Annotated in this window: 17 protein-coding genes; 10 read left to right on the top strand and 7 right to left on the bottom strand. The window is 70.8% G+C overall.

The window, feature by feature from the left end; genetic code table 11:
• Positions 1-2 precede the first annotated feature (2 nt).
• Complete coding sequence (locus JNB_RS14490) at positions 3-1,646, top strand: ABC-F family ATP-binding cassette domain-containing protein (protein WP_040884927.1); 1,644 nt, start codon at positions 3-5, stop codon at positions 1,644-1,646.
• On the opposite strand, the gene JNB_RS14485 is transcribed toward JNB_RS14490, so the two are convergent.
• The gene (locus JNB_RS14485; RefSeq protein WP_009777247.1) at positions 1,627-3,066 is read right to left on the bottom strand and encodes a glycosyltransferase 87 family protein; all 1,440 of its coding nucleotides are present in this window, start codon (positions 3,064-3,066) and stop codon (positions 1,627-1,629) included. The genes JNB_RS14490 and JNB_RS14485 overlap by 20 nt on opposite strands.
• A gap of 122 nt (positions 3,067-3,188) precedes the next feature.
• On the opposite strand from JNB_RS14485, the gene JNB_RS14480 reads away from it, so the two are divergent.
• Both JNB_RS14480 and JNB_RS14475 read left to right on the top strand, forming a co-directional pair.
• On the top strand, positions 3,189-4,337 hold the full coding sequence (locus JNB_RS14480) for a molybdopterin-dependent oxidoreductase (RefSeq protein ID WP_009777246.1): 1,149 nt from the start codon (positions 3,189-3,191) through the stop codon (positions 4,335-4,337).
• Entirely contained in the window at positions 4,334-4,672 is a 339-nt protein-coding gene (locus JNB_RS14475; RefSeq protein ID WP_009777245.1) for a hypothetical protein, read from the top strand. The genes JNB_RS14480 and JNB_RS14475 overlap by 4 nt, the downstream gene beginning before the upstream one ends.
• A 62-nt stretch (positions 4,673-4,734) precedes the next feature.
• On the opposite strand, the gene JNB_RS21735 is transcribed toward JNB_RS14475, so the two are convergent.
• Both JNB_RS21735 and JNB_RS14465 read right to left on the bottom strand, forming a co-directional pair.
• Positions 4,735-6,039, bottom strand: coding sequence for a TIGR04282 family arsenosugar biosynthesis glycosyltransferase (locus JNB_RS21735; protein ID WP_009777244.1), 1,305 nt, complete (start codon positions 6,037-6,039; stop codon positions 4,735-4,737).
• Entirely contained in the window at positions 6,036-6,713 is a 678-nt protein-coding gene (locus tag JNB_RS14465; RefSeq protein WP_009777243.1) for a glycosyltransferase family 2 protein, read from the bottom strand. Before JNB_RS14465 ends, JNB_RS21735 begins: the two co-directional genes overlap by 4 nt.
• Positions 6,714-6,775: 62 nt before the next feature.
• Here JNB_RS14465 and JNB_RS14460 point away from each other — a divergent pair, with 62 nt between their 5' ends.
• A complete protein-coding gene (locus JNB_RS14460; protein ID WP_009777242.1) occupies positions 6,776-7,540 on the top strand; it encodes a response regulator transcription factor in 765 nt (254 codons plus the stop codon).
• Entirely contained in the window at positions 7,537-8,679 is a 1,143-nt protein-coding gene (locus JNB_RS14455) for a cell wall metabolism sensor histidine kinase WalK (protein ID WP_009777241.1), read from the top strand. Before JNB_RS14460 ends, JNB_RS14455 begins: the two co-directional genes overlap by 4 nt.
• Here JNB_RS14455 and JNB_RS14450 read toward each other — a convergent pair.
• The 3 genes from JNB_RS14450 to JNB_RS14440 are packed head-to-tail and all read right to left on the bottom strand — an operon-like array spanning position 8,672 to position 11,317.
• The gene (locus tag JNB_RS14450; protein WP_009777240.1) at positions 8,672-9,730 is read right to left on the bottom strand and encodes an NAD(P)-dependent oxidoreductase; all 1,059 of its coding nucleotides are present in this window, start codon (positions 9,728-9,730) and stop codon (positions 8,672-8,674) included. The two genes, JNB_RS14455 and JNB_RS14450, sit on opposite strands and share 8 nt — an antisense overlap.
• Positions 9,731-9,788: 58 nt before the next feature.
• A complete protein-coding gene (locus JNB_RS14445; protein WP_237700662.1) occupies positions 9,789-11,060 on the bottom strand; it encodes a cupin domain-containing protein in 1,272 nt (423 codons plus the stop codon).
• Complete coding sequence (locus tag JNB_RS14440; protein ID WP_009777238.1) at positions 11,057-11,317, bottom strand: hypothetical protein; 261 nt, start codon at positions 11,315-11,317, stop codon at positions 11,057-11,059. Before JNB_RS14440 ends, JNB_RS14445 begins: the two co-directional genes overlap by 4 nt.
• Before the next feature lie 162 nt (positions 11,318-11,479).
• Between JNB_RS14440 and JNB_RS14435 the strand changes: the two genes are divergently transcribed.
• The 5 genes from JNB_RS14435 (at position 11,480) to JNB_RS14415 (ending at position 15,498) form a co-directional block, all read left to right on the top strand.
• Positions 11,480-12,754, top strand: coding sequence for a trans-acting enoyl reductase family protein (locus JNB_RS14435; RefSeq protein WP_009777237.1), 1,275 nt, complete (start codon positions 11,480-11,482; stop codon positions 12,752-12,754).
• Complete coding sequence (locus JNB_RS14430; RefSeq protein ID WP_009777236.1) at positions 12,751-13,470, top strand: lysoplasmalogenase family protein; 720 nt, start codon at positions 12,751-12,753, stop codon at positions 13,468-13,470. Before JNB_RS14435 ends, JNB_RS14430 begins: the two co-directional genes overlap by 4 nt.
• Complete coding sequence (locus JNB_RS14425) at positions 13,467-13,973, top strand: GNAT family N-acetyltransferase (protein ID WP_009777235.1); 507 nt, start codon at positions 13,467-13,469, stop codon at positions 13,971-13,973. The genes JNB_RS14430 and JNB_RS14425 overlap by 4 nt, the downstream gene beginning before the upstream one ends.
• Positions 13,974-14,015: 42 nt before the next feature.
• Positions 14,016-14,414 (top strand): MerR family transcriptional regulator, encoded by a 399-nt coding sequence (locus JNB_RS14420; RefSeq protein WP_050766625.1) that lies wholly within the window; start codon positions 14,016-14,018, stop codon positions 14,412-14,414.
• 73 nt (positions 14,415-14,487) lie between these two features.
• A complete protein-coding gene (locus JNB_RS14415) occupies positions 14,488-15,498 on the top strand; it encodes an aldo/keto reductase (protein WP_009777233.1) in 1,011 nt (336 codons plus the stop codon).
• Positions 15,499-15,506: 8 nt separating this feature from the next.
• On the opposite strand, the gene JNB_RS14410 is transcribed toward JNB_RS14415, so the two are convergent.
• On the bottom strand, positions 15,507-15,809 hold the full coding sequence (locus tag JNB_RS14410) for a hypothetical protein (protein ID WP_009777232.1): 303 nt from the start codon (positions 15,807-15,809) through the stop codon (positions 15,507-15,509).
• Positions 15,810-15,832: the final 23 nt, after the last annotated feature.

Raw genomic sequence — 15,832 nt, 5'->3', positions numbered from 1 at the left:
TCGTGAGTGCAACCCTCGTGGCGAAGGACCTGTCCGGAGGGCACGCCCACCGCACCCTCTTCGAGCACCTCGACCTGACGGTCGCGCCCGGCGACGTCGTCGGGGTCGTCGGTGCCAACGGTGCGGGCAAAACGACGCTGCTGCGACTGCTCGCCGGCGAGTCCGCGCCCCTCGACGGCACCGTCACGACCGCCCCGTCCGACGCGTTCGTGGGCTGGTTGCCACAGGAGCACGAGCGCCTTCCGGACGAGACGGTCACCGACTACATCGCCCGCCGCACCGGAGCCACGGCCGCGACCGAGGCGATGGAGGCGGCCGCGGCCGCCCTCGGCAGCGACGACCAAAACGCAGACGACGCGTATGCCGTGTCTCTCGATCGGTGGTTGGCCTCCGGTGCCGCTGATCTCGAGGACCGCATCCCCGCGATGCTCGCCGAGCTGGGGCTCGACGTCGCCCGCGACGCCCTGATGACCTCGCTCTCGGGTGGCCAGGCCGCGCGAGCCGCGTTGGCTGCCTTGCTCCTCAGCCGGTTCGACATCGTCCTGCTCGACGAGCCGACCAACGACCTCGACCTCGCCGGGTTGGCTCGCCTGGAGGCCTTCGTCACCGGGCTGCGCGGAGGAGTCGTCCTCGTCTCGCACGACCGCGAGTTCCTGGCCCGCTGTGTCACCCGCATCGTCGAGCTCGACCTCGCCCAGAACCAGGTCTCGGTCCACGACGGCGGCTACGACTCCTTCCTCGAGGAGCGCGAGATCGCCCGACGGCACGTGCGCGAGGCGTATGAGGAGTTCGCCGGGACGAAGGCCGACCTCGAGTCGCGAGCGCGCACCCAGCGCGAGTGGAGCAGCAAGGGCGTCCGCAACGCGATGAAGAAGAGCCCCGACAACGACAAGATCCGTCGGGCCGCGAGCATCGACTCCTCCGAGAAGCAGGCCCGCAAGGTGCGCCAGATGGAGTCACGCATCTCGCGACTCGAAGAGGTCGAGGAGCCACGCAAGGAATGGGTCCTGCAGTTCACGATCGGCGAGGCACCCCGGTCGAGCTCGGTCGTGGCCACCCTCAATGAGGCGACCCTCAGCCGCGGCGACTTCACCCTCGGCCCGGTCTCACTCCAGGTCGACGCCCGCACCCGCATCGGCATCACTGGACCCAACGGTGCCGGCAAGACCACCCTCCTCAACGTCCTCCTCGGCCGACTCGCACCTGACAGCGGCAGCTCCAGCCTCGGTGCCAGCGTCGCCATCGGTGAGATCGACCAGGCCCGCAGCGGTCTGCGCGAGGACCTGTCGCTCGCCGACGCGTTCGGCGAGGCCGTGCCCGACCTCGAACCGGCCGAGCGCCGCACCCTGCTCGCCAAGTTCGGGTTGCGCGCCGACCAGGTGACGAGCCTGATCTCACGGCTGTCTCCGGGTGAGCGCACGCGCGCTGCCATGGCGCTGCTCCAGGCTCGCGGCGTCAACCTCCTCGTCCTCGACGAGCCGACCAACCACCTCGACCTGCCAGCCATCGAGCAGCTCGAAGAGGCCCTCGACACCTATGAGGGCGCTCTGCTGCTCGTCTCACACGACCGCCGACTCCTCGAGAACGTCCACCTCGACCAGCGCTGGCACGTCGACGCCGGACAGGTCACCCGAAGCGCCGGCTGAACCGCGTCACCAACCCTGCGGTGAAGGGAGCACGACGCCAACCGGCCGCCAGCACGAACGCGGCCGACACGGCATACGCCATCGTCGGCACGGGTGGCACCGACGCCGACGCGTAGGCGAGCACGGCCGCGAGGGCCACGGCGAGCCACTCGAGCCGGCCGGCGAGCACCGCGCAGGCGAGCATCGGCAGGGCGTACCACGGATAGCTCGGTGTCGTGAGGAGGAGCAGCGAGCCGAGGATGAGCGTGGCCCCCAACGCCGGATCGCGCACCCGGCTCCAGGCGACGGCGCCGGCCACGACCGCGAGCAGCAGGATGGTCACCGGAGTCACAGCGGCGTCCGGGACGAGGAGCTGGACGATGCCCGACCGGTTCGCCCCGGACTCCTCGACGACGTAGGCCGGGAGATAGCCGAGGACAAGGTCACCCGCGGCGAGCCAGTGCGGCAGATAGGCCAACAGCACGGTGAGAACCGCTGCCGCCACCGCGGCCAGGGCGCGAGCGGCGTTGTGGCGCAATGAGAAGAGCGAACTCAGCACCACTGCCGGATAGAGCTTCACGAGCGTTGCCAGACCGGTCATAACCCCGGCCAGGACGGCCGCGCCACGCCCCCGACGAGCACCTCCCACGGCCGGTGACACGACCGCCAGTGCCACCACGACGAACGCCGCAGCGAGGACGTCGACGTGTGCCCCGTTGCCCGCTTCGGCCACCACGGCCGGGCACCATGCCCACCAGAGAGCCCGACCGGGATCGCTCCCGCGCCGTCGAAGCAGCGCCGCGAGGGCAGCCGCCACACCGGCCGCGAGCATCGCCGACCCAGCCTGCAGGCCACGGGTGCCCCAGGACCACGGTGTCACGGCGGCCACCGCGGTGAACCACGCCTGCGCCACGGGTGGATAGATCGTCGGAACCTGCGGGCGGTTGATGACGGTGCGCGGGTCGTTCGTGGCTCGGTCCCGCACTCCGGAGCGATCGGTCGGGAGGGGTTGAGTCACGTAGCCCGAGCGATCGCCCGACCCGAGTCCGGGAAAGAGGACCGGGTCGCGCAGGTCGGCGAGCCGGTCATCGAGTGGCGCGTAGCGATAGGGCGAGGTGCCGCTCAGCTGGACCCGCCCGTCCCAGACATACCGGTAGGCGTCGGAGCTCGACCGCGGGGACGTCAACAGCCCCGGGAGCTGCACGACGAGCGCCACGACGAAGACCAACAAGGCCGTGCGCCGCACCGAGCCGTCAGCCAGTGACGCCGCGCTGTCTGTCCCGCGCCGGCCCACCACCCAACGGATCGTGGCGACGGCGATCACCCACCAGACGACCATCACCACGGCCAGCCGCACCCGGTTGGTGTCGAGGTCGCCGGACAGCGCAAAGCCCGCGGAGCAGGCGGCCATGATCGCCGTGCCGATGAGGATTCTGCGCATGTGCCCACTGTGTCCGACGCCAGGCCCCGACGGGGTCCACAAGGGCTCGGACCGGCCATCCGTCATCGCCCCGTAAGCGCTGCGACGGGTTCATTGGGGCGCCGCGTCCCTACGGTCGAAGCATGCGCAAACTGCCCGCTCCACCGGCGCCGCCGACACCCGAGGACTTCACGTCGCCGGTGCATGACCGCACCGTGGTGGCCCGCATGGGTGCCCTCCTCGGCGTCGCGTTCACCATCTGCTTCCTCACCGGAATCCTCAGCCACCTCCACCAGTACCCCATCTCGTGGCTGCCGATCCCCACCGGTCCGGCGTGGGGTTATCGCGTCACCCAGGGCCTGCACGTGGCGTCGGGCACTGCGTCCGTCCCCCTCCTTCTGGCCAAGCTGTATGCCGCGTACCCGCGTTTGTTCACGCGCCCTGTCGTCGGTTCACCGGTGCAGATGCTCGAGCGCGCGTCCATCGCCGTCCTCGTCGGATCGTCGCTGATGATGGTCTCGACGGGCATCGCCAACGTCGCCGGTTGGTACGTCTTCGGCTTCGGTTTCACCAAGGTCCACTGGGCGTTCGCGTGGGTGGCCATCGGGGCACTGGCGGTCCACATCGCCGTGAAGCTGCCAGCCATCCGCGACGCACTCACCCCTGCCGGCGTGGCCCGGTCCAAGAGCAATGGCCGGCGTGGCTTCATCCTCGGCGCGCTTGCCGTGGCCACCGGGGCGGTGGTCCTCACGGTCGGGTCGACCATCCCTGCTCTGGACAAGGTCTCGGTGCTTCGGTCCCGACGGCCCCGCAACAGCCCGCTGGGTGTCCCGGTCAACAGAACGGCTGCCCAGGCACGCATCAGTCCGGACCTCGATCCGGCGACAGGCGACGACAGTTGGCAGCTGTCCGTCAGGGGAACCACCGGCGAACGCGTCGTCACCGCCGCCGAGCTGCGCGCCCTGCCCCAGCGGACCGTGTCCCTCCCGATCGCCTGCGTCGAGGGTTGGAGCGCGGACGCCACGTGGCAGGGCGTGCGGTTGCGCGACGTGCTGGACCTCGTGGGCGGCGTCGGCGGCGATGTCGCGGTCCGCTCGGCCGAGGCCAGCGGCACCTATCGCGAGAGCCTGCTTCCCCGCGCCTACGCAGACCACCCGAGCACGCTGCTTGCCCTGCGGCTCAACGGTTCTCGGCTCACCCGGGATCACGGGTTCCCGGTGCGTCTCATCGCGCCGAACCGTCCGGGCGTCCTGCAGACCAAATGGGTCACCGACCTGGAGGTGCGTTCATGAAGACCATCAGGACGACCCTGTATGCCGGGGCCCGCGAGATCGGGCCGACTCGCCTCCTGCTCGGTGCGGCAGGGCTCGTCTTCCTCGCCGTGGGGGTGTGGCAGTTCCTCGCCCACGTGCCCACGAGTGGGTGGCTGCGGGTCGGCCTCTGGATCGGTGCCGGCATCGCCGTCCACGACGGGGTCCTGGCGCCCCTCGGTGTGGTCACCGGGTGGCTGGTTGCCCGTCGTGCTCCGGAGCGGGCACGTCCCGTCGTGAGAGTCCTCGGTTTGGCCGTGCTCACCCTCGTGATCATCGCCGTACCCCTCCTCGCCACCGGCGGACTACGCACCTGAACACCTCGCCTTGCGTGCCTGAGCCCCCGCCACAGCGGGGGCCCAGGCACACGAGGCGGGTTTCAGGCCGCCTGGCGGAGGGTGACGAATGCGCGCCCGTCAACGCGCCAGTCCTCGACGGCAAGCAGGCCGGCCTGGGCGGCATACCGGAGAAGGGCCGTGGCTCCCACTCGGGCCCACGGGATCGGGAGCGACCGTCGGCCCCACGGTCCGGTCAGGGTCACCTCGGTGCGCAGATCGACGCCGTCGTCGGGGTCCACCTCCACGAGGGCCCAACCTTCGGGGCTGAGCAGCTGGCTGCACCGGTGCAGGAGGAGGAGGGGATCCCCACCGATGCCGACGTTGCCGTCGGCGAGGAGCAGCGTCTGCCAACGCCCTTCGCCGGGAATGGGCTTGAAGACATCGCGCAGCAGGGCATTCCCGCCGCGGGCTCGGGTCTGGACGATGGAGGCACCCGACACGTCGATGCCCAGCGCGGGGAGGCCGCGGGCAGACAACGCCTCGACGAACCTGCCCGGACCGCAGCCGATGTCGATGACGGGGCCGGAGCAGCGGCTGACGATGAGTTCATCGACACCCGACATCGTCAGCCACGCCCCCACATCGAGCAGCTGACGGGGAGCGGGCCGCCCGTCCACCGGGACCCCCCATTCGAGGTGGACCCCTCCTCGCGTGAGCGCGATGTCGAACATCAGGGTGGGGTCACAGGGGGTGGCCACGAGGCGCCTGAAGGTCTTGGCAAACCGGGTCCCCGGAGCGCGCGCTGCTGCGGCTGCCGCGTCGGCGGGTTCATCCACGTCACGCTGCATCGGCAGCAGGTGCACCGAAAGGCCCTCAGAGAGAAGGCGTTCGAGCTGTGCAGCACCCGTGTGCGCCGTGGACATCGGGACCCCGACGAACAGTCCTGGTTGGTATCGACGCAACCCGATCGCCCAGTAGCCGCCGTCCTCACAGAGCCCGAGCACGGCGTCGGCACCGTGCCAGTCCGCGAGCAGCTCCTCGGATCCGACCTGGGGGGTGTCCATGCCGACGAGGAGAGTGGGCCGATCGCCGTGGTCCGCGAGCGCGTCCCGGAAGGCGTGGTCCAGGCGCTCGTCGAGGCCGTTGCCTCGTTGGGGATGGACGGGGACGTCCTCGGGCAGCCAGCGCGTCGGCGGGCCGTCCCAGGCCAGGACCGTCCGCGCGCCGGTGGCCCGCGCTGCAGCGAGGGTGTCGCGGATCGCTGCCGCCGCGAGTGCTGCGGCCTCACTGGGTGAGAAGTCGGGAGTGAGCCGGGTCTTGACCCGACCGGGCTGCGGGGACTTGGCCAGGATGATCACGGTGTGCAGGTCGCGACACGTGGGATCGAGGGCCGTCGTCGCGGTCATGAGGCCAGCACCCGGCTCATGTCCTGCACCGCTCGGGCCGCTCCCAGCCAGGTGCCGGTGACCTTGGACCGACCCGTGCGCGCGAGGTACGGGACGGGCACGCCGGTGATGGTCCACCCGGCCTCGGCGGCGCGCACGACGGTCTCCACCGGATAGCCCGAGCGGCGATCCTCGATGGGCAGGTCCTGCAGGGGTTTCGTGGGCGCCAGCCGCAGCGGGCCGATGTCCTCGAGCCCCACTCCGGTGGCGCTTCGCACACGCTGCGCGAGCACGCGGTTGGCGACCCTGAGGCGCCACGGCCATGCCTCACGACTCTCTGGTTGCCGGGCTCCCACGACGAGGTGGGAGCGCTGCTCGGGCAGCAGGCGGCGGTGCTCGGCGAGCAGCAGTTCGAGCGACAGCGGGTCGAGGCTGGCGTCAGCATCCATGAAGGCCACGAGGGGCGCAGTCGCCGCCAGGAGCCCCGCATGGCAGGCGGACCCATACCCACGCTGCGCCACCTCCACCACCTCGATGCCCCGCTGCCGGGCGAGGTCGATCGAGCCGTCCGTCGAACCGTTGTCCGCGAGGATCGGGCGGGCCCAGTCGGGCATGCGGGCGAACAGCCGCGGCAACGCCTCCGCCTCGTCCAGACACGGGAGCACCACATCAACCAACACCTCAGCGGAAGCCATGGTCCGACGCTAGGGCTCACCGCCCCCGCCCCGAGCCGCCTGCAGATGACGAGACCCTTACGGTGACCCCACGAGAGGGCAAGACGGGCGCCCGGGGCGACTCACCGGCATACGCTGCGAAGGTGGTCGCAACCGTGCTGGTCGTCGAGGACGATCCCACCGTCTCGAGCGTCCTGTCCGCCTATCTGCGGCGGGCCGGATTCGAGCCGGTGCTCGCCGCCGACGGCTTGACCGCCCTGCAGGCCTGGCGGGAGCGCCGGCCCGACGTCGTCATCCTCGACGTCATGCTTCCCCTCATGTCCGGCCTCGAGGTGCTGCGACGCCGCCGCGCGGAGGACGACCACGCTGCCGTCATCGTGCTGAGTGCGCGAGGCGAGGAGGACGACCGGCTCCTCGGGCTGGAGCTGGGCGCCGACGACTACATGGTCAAGCCGTTCAGTCCGCGCGAAGCCCTCGGCCGCGTCGAGGCGCTGCTCCGACGGGCCGAGCGACTCGGCGCCGTCACCCTGCTGCCCAAGGTCACCGAGCGTCTGGGCGTGCGCGTCGACACCGGGTCTCGCACCGCCACCGTCGATGGTCGCGGCGTGGAGCTGACGACCCGCGAGTTCGACCTGCTCGCCTATCTCATCGCCCATCCGGGCCTGACGTTCACCAAGGAACAGCTCATGCGGCGCGTCTGGGGCTGGGACTTCGGCGACACCTCGACGGTCACCGTCCACGTGCGCCGCGTGCGAGAGAAGATCGAGACCGACCCGTCCGACCCGCAGCGCATCGTCACCGTGCGTGGCGCTGGTTACCGGTTCGGGGACCCCGAGGAGCAGCCATGAGCGACATGCAGCAGATCATCGCCGTCACCACCCTCGTCTGCCTGATTGCAGGAGGTGCGGGGGCAATGGCCCTGTCGGGACTGCGCGGTCGGTCCACGATGGTCCTCGTCGTCGTCGCGTCGCTCGTCCCGTTGGTCGCGGTCTCGCTCGCGGTCTTCGTCAACGTGCAGCGCATGTTCATCTCCACCCACGACTCGACGGTGGTCCTCGTGGCGCTGGGCCTCGCCGGGCTCATCGGCATCCTGCTCTCGCTCGTCCTCGGTCGTCAGGTGGCCGCGGGTTCAACGGCCCTCGTCGACTCCCTGCGCACCCTCGGCGACGGAGTCTCGGGCCTGGACGCCAGCAGGGGCGCTTCGGTCTCGTCCGAGCTCTCCGACCTGTGGCGCGAGCTCGACACCACCCGCGGCCGCCTCGCCGCGTCCGAGCAACGCGAACGCGCCCTGGAACGCTCCCGGCGCGAGCTCGTCGCCTTCATGTCCCATGACCTGCGCACGCCTTTGGCTGGCCTGCGCGCCCTGGCGGAGGGCCTCGAGGACAAGGTCATCGAACCCGAACCCGCCCTGCGCCAGATGCGTCAGACGGTGACCCGGCTCGACGGCCTCGTCGGCGACCTCTTCGAGCTGTCCCGGGTGAGCTCGGCCGAGGCACGCACCCAGGACGACACCGCGCTCGTCAGTCTCGTCGAGGTGGCCCACGACGTCGTCGGTGAGCTCGAGCAGCACGCCCAACAGCGCGAGGTCGACCTCCGGCTCCAGACCCGCGGCGACGACGACCGGCTCGCCGTCACCGGCAACGGGGACGAGCTCACCCGCCTGCTGGGCAACCTCGTCGGCAACGCCGTCCGCCACACCGCCCCGGGAGGTTCGGTCATCGTCCGGGCCGAGCGCAGCCCTGACGGCCGCACCCAGGTCTCGGTGCTCGACGAGTGCGGCGGGATCGCCGAGCCCGACCTGCACCGTGTCTTTGAGGCAGGGTGGCGAGCCGACCCCGAACGCAGTGGCGCCGACGCCGGCGCTGGACTGGGACTCGCCATCGCCAAGGGCATCGCCGAGTCGCACGCCGGGTCGATCTCGGTCGTCAACGTCGAGGGCGGGTGCTGCTTCGAGGTGGCCCTGCCTGCTGCCGAGCGGGTCAGCTGAACGAGAGCCCGCTCAGACCCTGGGTGAAGGGAACCGTTGCGGTCCAGCCCAGCTCACGCCGGGCGCGGTCGCTCGAGGCCGTGATGTGGCGGACGTCGCCGAGTCGGTAGCGGCCGGTCACCACGGGCGACGGACCACCCGCGAGCAGGGCCAGTTCCGTGGCGAGGTCACCGACGGTGTGCACGACTCCGGACCCCACGTTGTATGCCGTGTGCTCACCTGCCGCGCCCGAGGCACCTTCGCTCTGCACTGCCGCAACGAAGGCCGAGGCGATGTCGTCGACGTGCACGAAGTCACGGCGCTGGCCGCCGTCCTCGAACACCTGCGGCGGCTGCCCGCTCGTGGAGGCCGACCAGAAGATTGCGGCGACGCCGGCATAGGGAGTGGACCGCGGCATACCCGGTCCGTAGACGTTGTGCAGTCGCAGGGACGTGGCGCTCGCCCCCGTCTCGCGCGCCCATACCGCGGCGAGCTGCTCCTGGGTGACCTTCGTCGCGGCATACGTGTTGCGTGGGTCCATCACGGCGTCCTCGGCGACGAGATGCGGCACGAGGTCAGCCCCACAGTGGGGGCAGTCAGGCTCGAACAGCCCTGCGGCGAGGCGCTGCTCATCGCGCGGCGGCGGCGCCACCGGCCCGTGCTCCTCGCACTCGTAGGCACCCTCGCCGTAGACGACCATCGAGCTCGCCTGCACGAGGCGCGTCACCCCGGCGTCGTGACAGGCGCGCAGGACCATGGCCGTGCCCACCGCATTGCACGAGACGTAGTCGTCCATGTCGTCAAGGTCCACCCCGAGCCCCACCTTGGCGGCGAGGTGGACCACGGCGTCTGCCCCGTGGACGTGCTGCCGCACCAGGGTCACGTCGCGGACATCGCCCTCGACGATCCGGACGCCCTGCGCCCCCAGTCGGGCGCGTGCCGCGTCTCCCCCGTCCCGGTGGACGTCGGGCCGCAGCGAGTCGAGGACGACCACGTCGTGCGACTCCTCGAGGAGGGCACGCACGACGGCGCCACCAATGAACCCAGCCCCACCCGTGACGACGATCCTCATGCCGTCGACCCTGCCAGCGTTCGGGGGCACCGTGTCTCGCGTGGACCTTGCGGTGCGCTTACGGTCGCTCGGCCTCGGCGGGGCCATCGGCCGGGACCAGCAGGCCTGCGACGGCGAGTCGGCGCCTCAGCTCCTCGTCGAGGTCTGCCGGATGGCGTATGCCGTCCAGCACCTCCGCGACCGCGTCCCGTTCGTCGTTCGTCACGCGCAGGCGGCCCACCCGGCTGACCAGCACGGCCCCGTCGAGGTCGTCCTCCCAGTGGGCGGCCAGGCCCCGACGAGCCCGCCACGTCGTCCGGTCATCGCCCACCCTCTCGGCCTGACGGAGCACCGCGAAGGGCTCGGCCCGACGGGCGCCGCGAACAGCGGGCCGGAGGGTGTCGAGCAGCTCGCCCATGCTGAGGTCGCTGAGCGCCTTGGCCACCAGCGACCGGACGATCTCGGCGTCGTCGTCGATCGCGAGCTCGGACGACTGGCCGGTCCCGGCACGCAGCGGCAGGGACCGCCGCGCCTCGACGTCGTCGCTGACCCGAGCACCGATGCCCGCGAGCAGGGCATCCACGAGGTGACGCCGGGTCCAGGTGTGGACCCCCATGGTCAGGTGGATGCTCGTCCCGCCGAGGGCGGTGGCCGAGTGGAGGTAGCCGCGTGGGAGATAGAGGCAGTCGCCGGGGCGCAGGGTCTCCTCGAGGAGTGGCTCGGCTGTGGCCGCCTGCTCAACGGCGGCGCGGTGCTGCTCCCACGGCTGGTCACGCAGTGGTGCCTCAAGGACGGGGGGCCGGATGCGCCACCGCTTTTCCCCGGCGATCTGCAGGACGAAGACGTCGTGGACGTCGTAGTGATCGGCGAAGCCCTGGTTCTGCGGTGGGGTGACATAGGCATTGACCTGGACCGGGTGACCGAGGTCATCGGACAGGTCGGCCGCGAAGGTCTGGATCGGTGCCCAGGTCCGGTGGAGCGCCTGGAGCACCAGCGTCGCGCCCGCGGCGAACTCACGCAGGATGCGGTCCTCACTCAGCTGGTCCGTGATCCCTGCGCCCACCCCACCACCGAGGGTGAACTGCCCATCCGGCAGCGTCGTCCCGTCTCGGGCCATCCGCGCAAAGGGAGTCCGCAGCCCACGGTGAGCCACGAGCTCATCCACGGCGTCCGCGCTGAAGAGGTCGGCGAAGTCACGCGGCAGCCTCCCCGCGCGGGCCAGGTGGGGCGAGCGCGACCAGACGTCGGACGCGAAGTCTGCGGCCGGCATACCCACGAGCCGCGTCAGCGCAGGAGAACCCGCGGTCGAGAGATCACTCTGCGACCGCGGGTTCTCAGGCGATGCGGTCACTGAGAGCCGTCGGCCCCGCCGTCGGCGCCACCATCGTGCTCACCGGGAACAGCCGGCTGGTCCGCGCCACTGTCGGCCGGGCCCTCTGCGTCATCGGCGCCACCATCAGCGCCGCCATCGTGCTCACCGGGAACGGCCGGCTGGTCCGCGCCACTGTCGGCGGGGCCTTCCGTCTCGCCCGAGGTGCCCACGGGTGCCTGTCCGAGGTCGGAGAGGTTCTCTTCGGGGTTGGTGCCACTGGTCGGGTTCTGCGTCATCGCGTACCTCCATGTGTGTGCTGGCGCCTGTCGGAGCCGGTAGGTCCTGTCTAACCACTGCGTCCAGAGCCGGGCACACCCCAAAGGGTGAACTCAGCACCGTGGGTCGTCGCGATCCGCACCCGTCACCGGAGGGTGTGCGTCATCGCCTAGATTCGGTGGATGAGCACCACGCGTGAGTTCGACCTCGTCCTTGTCGGCGCCACCGGTTTCGTCGGCCGCCTGACCGCCGCCCACCTCGCGGAGCACGCGCCACCCACGGTGCGGATCGCCCTCGCTGGCCGCTCCGAGTCCCGTCTGGCGCAGGTGCGCGCTTCCCTGCCGGGGGCTGCCGCCGACTGGCCGCTCGTGGTCGTCGACACGACCGACTCGGCCGCCGTCGTCGACCTCGCCGGCCGCACCCACGTCGTGGTCACCACCGTGGGTCCCTACGCAAAATTGGGTATGCCGCTCGCCTCCGCTTGCGCTGCCGCCGGCACCCACTACGCGGACCTGACCGGCGAGGTCCTCTTCGTCCGGGACAGCATCGATGCCAACCACGCCGAGGCGGAGCGGACCGGCGCCAAGATCGTCCACTCGTGCGGCTTCGACTCCATCCCGTCGGACCTCGGCGTGTGGAAGCTCGCGCAGGGTGTGGCTGCTGACGGCGAGGGCACCCTGGGCGAGACCCTGACCCACGTGCGCACCCTTCGCGGTGGCGTCAGCGGCGGGACCATCGACTCCATGCGCCAGCAGGCGATCGAGTCCGGCGCCGACAAGACGCGGCGCCGCGCCGTGACCGACCCCTATGGCCTCAGCCCTGACCGTGACGCCGAGCCGCCGTCGCGCAACCGCCCCGCCGGCGCGCAGCCCACCGGTGTCGCGGGCGCCGTCGCCAAGGTGCAGGCGGCGTCGGGCACGCGCTTCGACGAGGTCACGAAGCGTTGGGTCGCGCCGTTCTTCATGGCGTCGTTCAACACGCGCATCGTGCGTCGCAGCAACGCTTTGAGCGACTACTCCTATGGTCGCGAGTTCCGCTACGACGAGGTCATGGACACCGGGCGCGGCCCCATGGGCGCGGTCAAGGCCGGTCTGACCTCCGCGGTCCTGGGCGGTCTCTTCGCCGGCATGTCGACGGCTCCGACCCGCTCGGTGCTCGACCGGGTTCTGCCCAAGCCCGGCGAAGGTCCGTCCGAGGAGTCGATGGCCAAGGGTCGTTTCGCGTTCGAGATCGTGACGACCACGACGACCGGTGCCGACTACCGCGCCAAGGTCGCGGCGCCCTACGACCCCGGCTACTCGGGCACCGCCATCATGCTGGGCCAGACGGGCCTGGCCCTGGTGCTCGACGAACTGCCTTCTCGCGCTGGCGTGCTCACGCCGTCGGTCGCACTCGGCGATGCCCTGGTCTCCCGCTTGGAAGGCTTCGACTTCGAGTTCACGACCACGCGTCGATGACCTTGGCCGCGAGGGTGCGTCGACGGGCTGACCTGCTCGCCTACGTTCCCCTCGCGGTGACGACGACTGCTGCGGCGGTGACGGGACGACCACGGGCCCACCTCGTGACCAAGATGTTGCTCGCTCCCACCCTCGCCGGAGGTGTGGTCGCCACTCGCACGGACCGTTCCACCGCCCGCACGGCCACTCTCGCCATGGCACTGTTCGGTTCGGCGGTGGGCGACTGGTTCATGAACCGCTCCGACGTCGCGCCGCCCCACAGCGATGCCCGCCGGCAGCTGATGCGCGTCGGTGCCAGTGCCTTCGCGGTCCAACAGACCGGACTGATCAAGCTGCTGCTCACGGACGGGGTGCGCCCTCGCGCCAGGGCCACGGCAGCCGCGGGCGGTGTCATGGCCGGGCTCGCGGCACTGGAGCTGAGCGCGATGGGTGAGCCGGACCCCGTGCTCACCGGCTACGGGCTGCTGCTCGGGTCGATGGCCACCCTGTCGATGAGCGACGGCGGCAGTCCGCGCCGGCGCCGGTCCGTGGCCCTGGGCGGAGGGCTCTTCCTCATGTCCGACGCGGCCATCATCGTCGGTGAGCACGTGGCGAAATCCCCGCGACAGCGAGCCGTCGTCTCCGGCATCGTGTTGTCGACCTACACCGCCGCCCTCGCCCTGCTGGTCCACGGGCTGCGCGACGAGCCACGAACCGTGACAGCTGGAGCCGCATGAGTCGCACGAGTCGCACGGTCATCCGCGAGATCGCCGAGGACGACTGGGTCGAGTTCTTCCCGACGTTCACCGAGGTCATCGAGGCTGGTGAGACCTACGCCTTTCCCGTCGGACTCTCGATCGACGAGGCCCGGGGCTGGTGGCTCGAGTCCCCGCCCGGTGTGACCGTCGTGGCGGTCGACGAGTCGGGTGTGGTCCTCGGGTCGGCGAAGAGCGGACCCAACCGACCCGGTCGCGGGTCGCACGTGGCGACTGCGTCGTTCATGGTGTCGTCGGCCGCGCGCGGACACGGTGTGGGGCGCGCGCTCGGCGAGTGGGTGCTCGCCTGGGCTCGCGAACAGGGCTACGCCGCGATGCAGTTCAACGCCGTCGTCGAGACCAACGTCGCGGCCGTGGCCCTGTGGCAGGACCTGGGCTTCACCATCATCGGGACCGTGCCCGAGGCGTTCGACAGCCGCGGCCACGGGCGCGTCGGCCTGCACGTCATGCACCAGCACCTCTGAGCGCCTTGACGTGGAGTGCACTCGAAGGCTGATGATGGCCGGGTGACCATCACCGCACCACCTGCCGGACTGACGATCGCCGAGGCCTCGGAGCAGACGGGGCTCACGGCCCACACCTTGCGCTACTACGAACGCGATGGCCTGATGCTGCGCGAGGTGCCGCGTTCGAGCTCGGGCCACCGGGTCTACGCCGAGGCCGACCTGCGCTGGGTGACGATGCTGACGCGGCTTCGCGCCACCGGCATGTCGATCCGGGAGGTCAAGGAGTACGCCGAGCTGTGCCAGGCCGGTCCCGGCAACGAGGCCGCCCGGTTGGAGCTCCTGCAGGCCCACCGCGCCCGCGTCCTGGCCCAGCTGACCGAGGTGACCGAGCACCTGGGCGCCATCGACCACAAGATCGGCCTCTACCGGCAGTGCGCACTTGAAGGCATCGACCAGTAGCAGCGCGCGAAGAGTCGTCTGTCCTTGGATGAGTCTTGACTTCGAGCGCACTCGAAGACGTTCACTCGATGTCATGACCACGAACGAGAAGATCCCCACCCGAACCCTCGGCACCGGCCCTGCCGCCCTCTCCGTCTCAGCCCTCGGGCTGGGCTGCATGGGCATGTCCGAGTTCTACGGCACCGGCGACGAAGCGACGGGCATCGCGACCATCCACCGCGCCCTCGACCTCGGCGTCACCTTCCTCGACACCGCCGACATGTACGGCCCGTTCACCAACGAGCGGCTCGTCGGCAAGGCCATCGCCGACCGTCGGGACGAGGTCGTCCTTGCGACGAAGTTCGGCAACGAGCGCGCCGAGGACGGCACCCGGATCGGCGTCAACGGTCGGCCCGACTACGTGCACAGTGCCGCCGACGCGTCGCTCCAGCGTCTGGGCGTCGACCACCTCGACCTCTACTACCAGCACCGCGTCGACAAGAGCGTCCCCATCGAGGAGACCGTCGGCGCCATGGCCGAGCTCGTCGCGGCGGGCAAGGTCCGCCACCTCGGCCTCTCCGAGGCGTCGCCCGAGACCATCCGTCGGGCCCACGCCGTCCACCCGATCACCGCACTCCAGACCGAGTACTCGCTCTTCACCCGCGACGTCGAGGACGAGATCCTGCCGACGATCCGTGAGCTCGGCATCGGCCTCGTCCCCTACTCGCCGCTCGGTCGAGGCATCCTCACGGGTGCGATCACGGCCGAAGCGGACCTCGAGGCGAACGACTCGCGACTCACGGCATACTTCCCGCGTTTTCAGGGCGAAGCCCTCAAGGCCAACCTCGCGCTCGTCGCGAAGGTGCGCGAACTCGCCGAGAGCAAGGGCGTGACCGCCGGGCAGCTCGCCCTCGCGTGGGTTCTGGCTCAGGGCAACGACATTGCGCCGATCCCCGGGACCAAGCGGATCAGCTATCTCGAGGAGAACGTCGGCGCCGCGTCGATCGAGCTGACCGCCGCCGACCTCGAGGCCCTCGCGACGGCCGTGCCGCGTGACGCCGTCGTCGGCGCGCGCTACGGCGACATGTCGACGATCGACGCCTGACGAGAGTCTCAGCCGCGGCGCTGGGAGGCCCACGCAAGCCGGATCGCCTCACAGATGGCGGCGCTGTCGCCGTCGAGGTCGGCCTGGACCTTCAGGTGCGCCTCCCAGCGCGGCGGGACTCCAAACGTTTCCGGGTATGCCGCGAGCAGCCTTTCGCGGTCGTCGAACCCGACACGGACGAGGACTGTGCCCGGCTCGTCCTGGCGCACGACGAGCCGGTCATCGACATACCAGGCCACGCGCCCCGGATGGCCCTTGCGTTTGCACCCCGGCAGTGAGGTGGCGAAGGCGTCGATCTCGTCCAGCGTCATCGATCCACGGTAGTGGCAGCATC

Source organism: Janibacter sp. HTCC2649, from assembly GCF_000152705.1.
In the GTDB taxonomy this organism is placed as follows: domain Bacteria; phylum Actinomycetota; class Actinomycetes; order Actinomycetales; family Dermatophilaceae; genus Knoellia.
This window is presented reverse-complemented; position numbering and strand designations above follow the sequence as displayed.

Excerpts from the sequence above, each read along its gene's own strand:
- JNB_RS14455 (WP_009777241.1), top strand. The coding sequence starts at position 7,537 with ATGAGCGACATGCAGCAGATCATCGCCGTCACCACCCTCGTCTGCCTG.
- JNB_RS14430 (WP_009777236.1), top strand. The coding sequence starts at position 12,751 with ATGACCTTGGCCGCGAGGGTGCGTCGACGGGCTGACCTGCTCGCCTAC.
- JNB_RS14475 (WP_009777245.1), top strand. The coding sequence starts at position 4,334 with ATGAAGACCATCAGGACGACCCTGTATGCCGGGGCCCGCGAGATCGGG.
- JNB_RS14465 (WP_009777243.1), bottom strand. The coding sequence starts at position 6,713 with ATGGCTTCCGCTGAGGTGTTGGTTGATGTGGTGCTCCCGTGTCTGGAC.
- JNB_RS14425 (WP_009777235.1), top strand. The coding sequence starts at position 13,467 with ATGAGTCGCACGAGTCGCACGGTCATCCGCGAGATCGCCGAGGACGAC.
- JNB_RS14450 (WP_009777240.1), bottom strand. The coding sequence starts at position 9,730 with ATGAGGATCGTCGTCACGGGTGGGGCTGGGTTCATTGGTGGCGCCGTC.
- JNB_RS14410 (WP_009777232.1), bottom strand. The coding sequence starts at position 15,809 with ATGACGCTGGACGAGATCGACGCCTTCGCCACCTCACTGCCGGGGTGC.
- JNB_RS14440 (WP_009777238.1), bottom strand. The coding sequence starts at position 11,317 with ATGACGCAGAACCCGACCAGTGGCACCAACCCCGAAGAGAACCTCTCC.
- JNB_RS14485 (WP_009777247.1), bottom strand. The coding sequence starts at position 3,066 with ATGCGCAGAATCCTCATCGGCACGGCGATCATGGCCGCCTGCTCCGCG.
- JNB_RS14435 (WP_009777237.1), top strand. The coding sequence starts at position 11,480 with ATGAGCACCACGCGTGAGTTCGACCTCGTCCTTGTCGGCGCCACCGGT.
- JNB_RS21735 (WP_009777244.1), bottom strand. The coding sequence starts at position 6,039 with ATGACCGCGACGACGGCCCTCGATCCCACGTGTCGCGACCTGCACACC.
- JNB_RS14480 (WP_009777246.1), top strand. The coding sequence starts at position 3,189 with ATGCGCAAACTGCCCGCTCCACCGGCGCCGCCGACACCCGAGGACTTC.
- JNB_RS14415 (WP_009777233.1), top strand. The coding sequence starts at position 14,488 with ATGACCACGAACGAGAAGATCCCCACCCGAACCCTCGGCACCGGCCCT.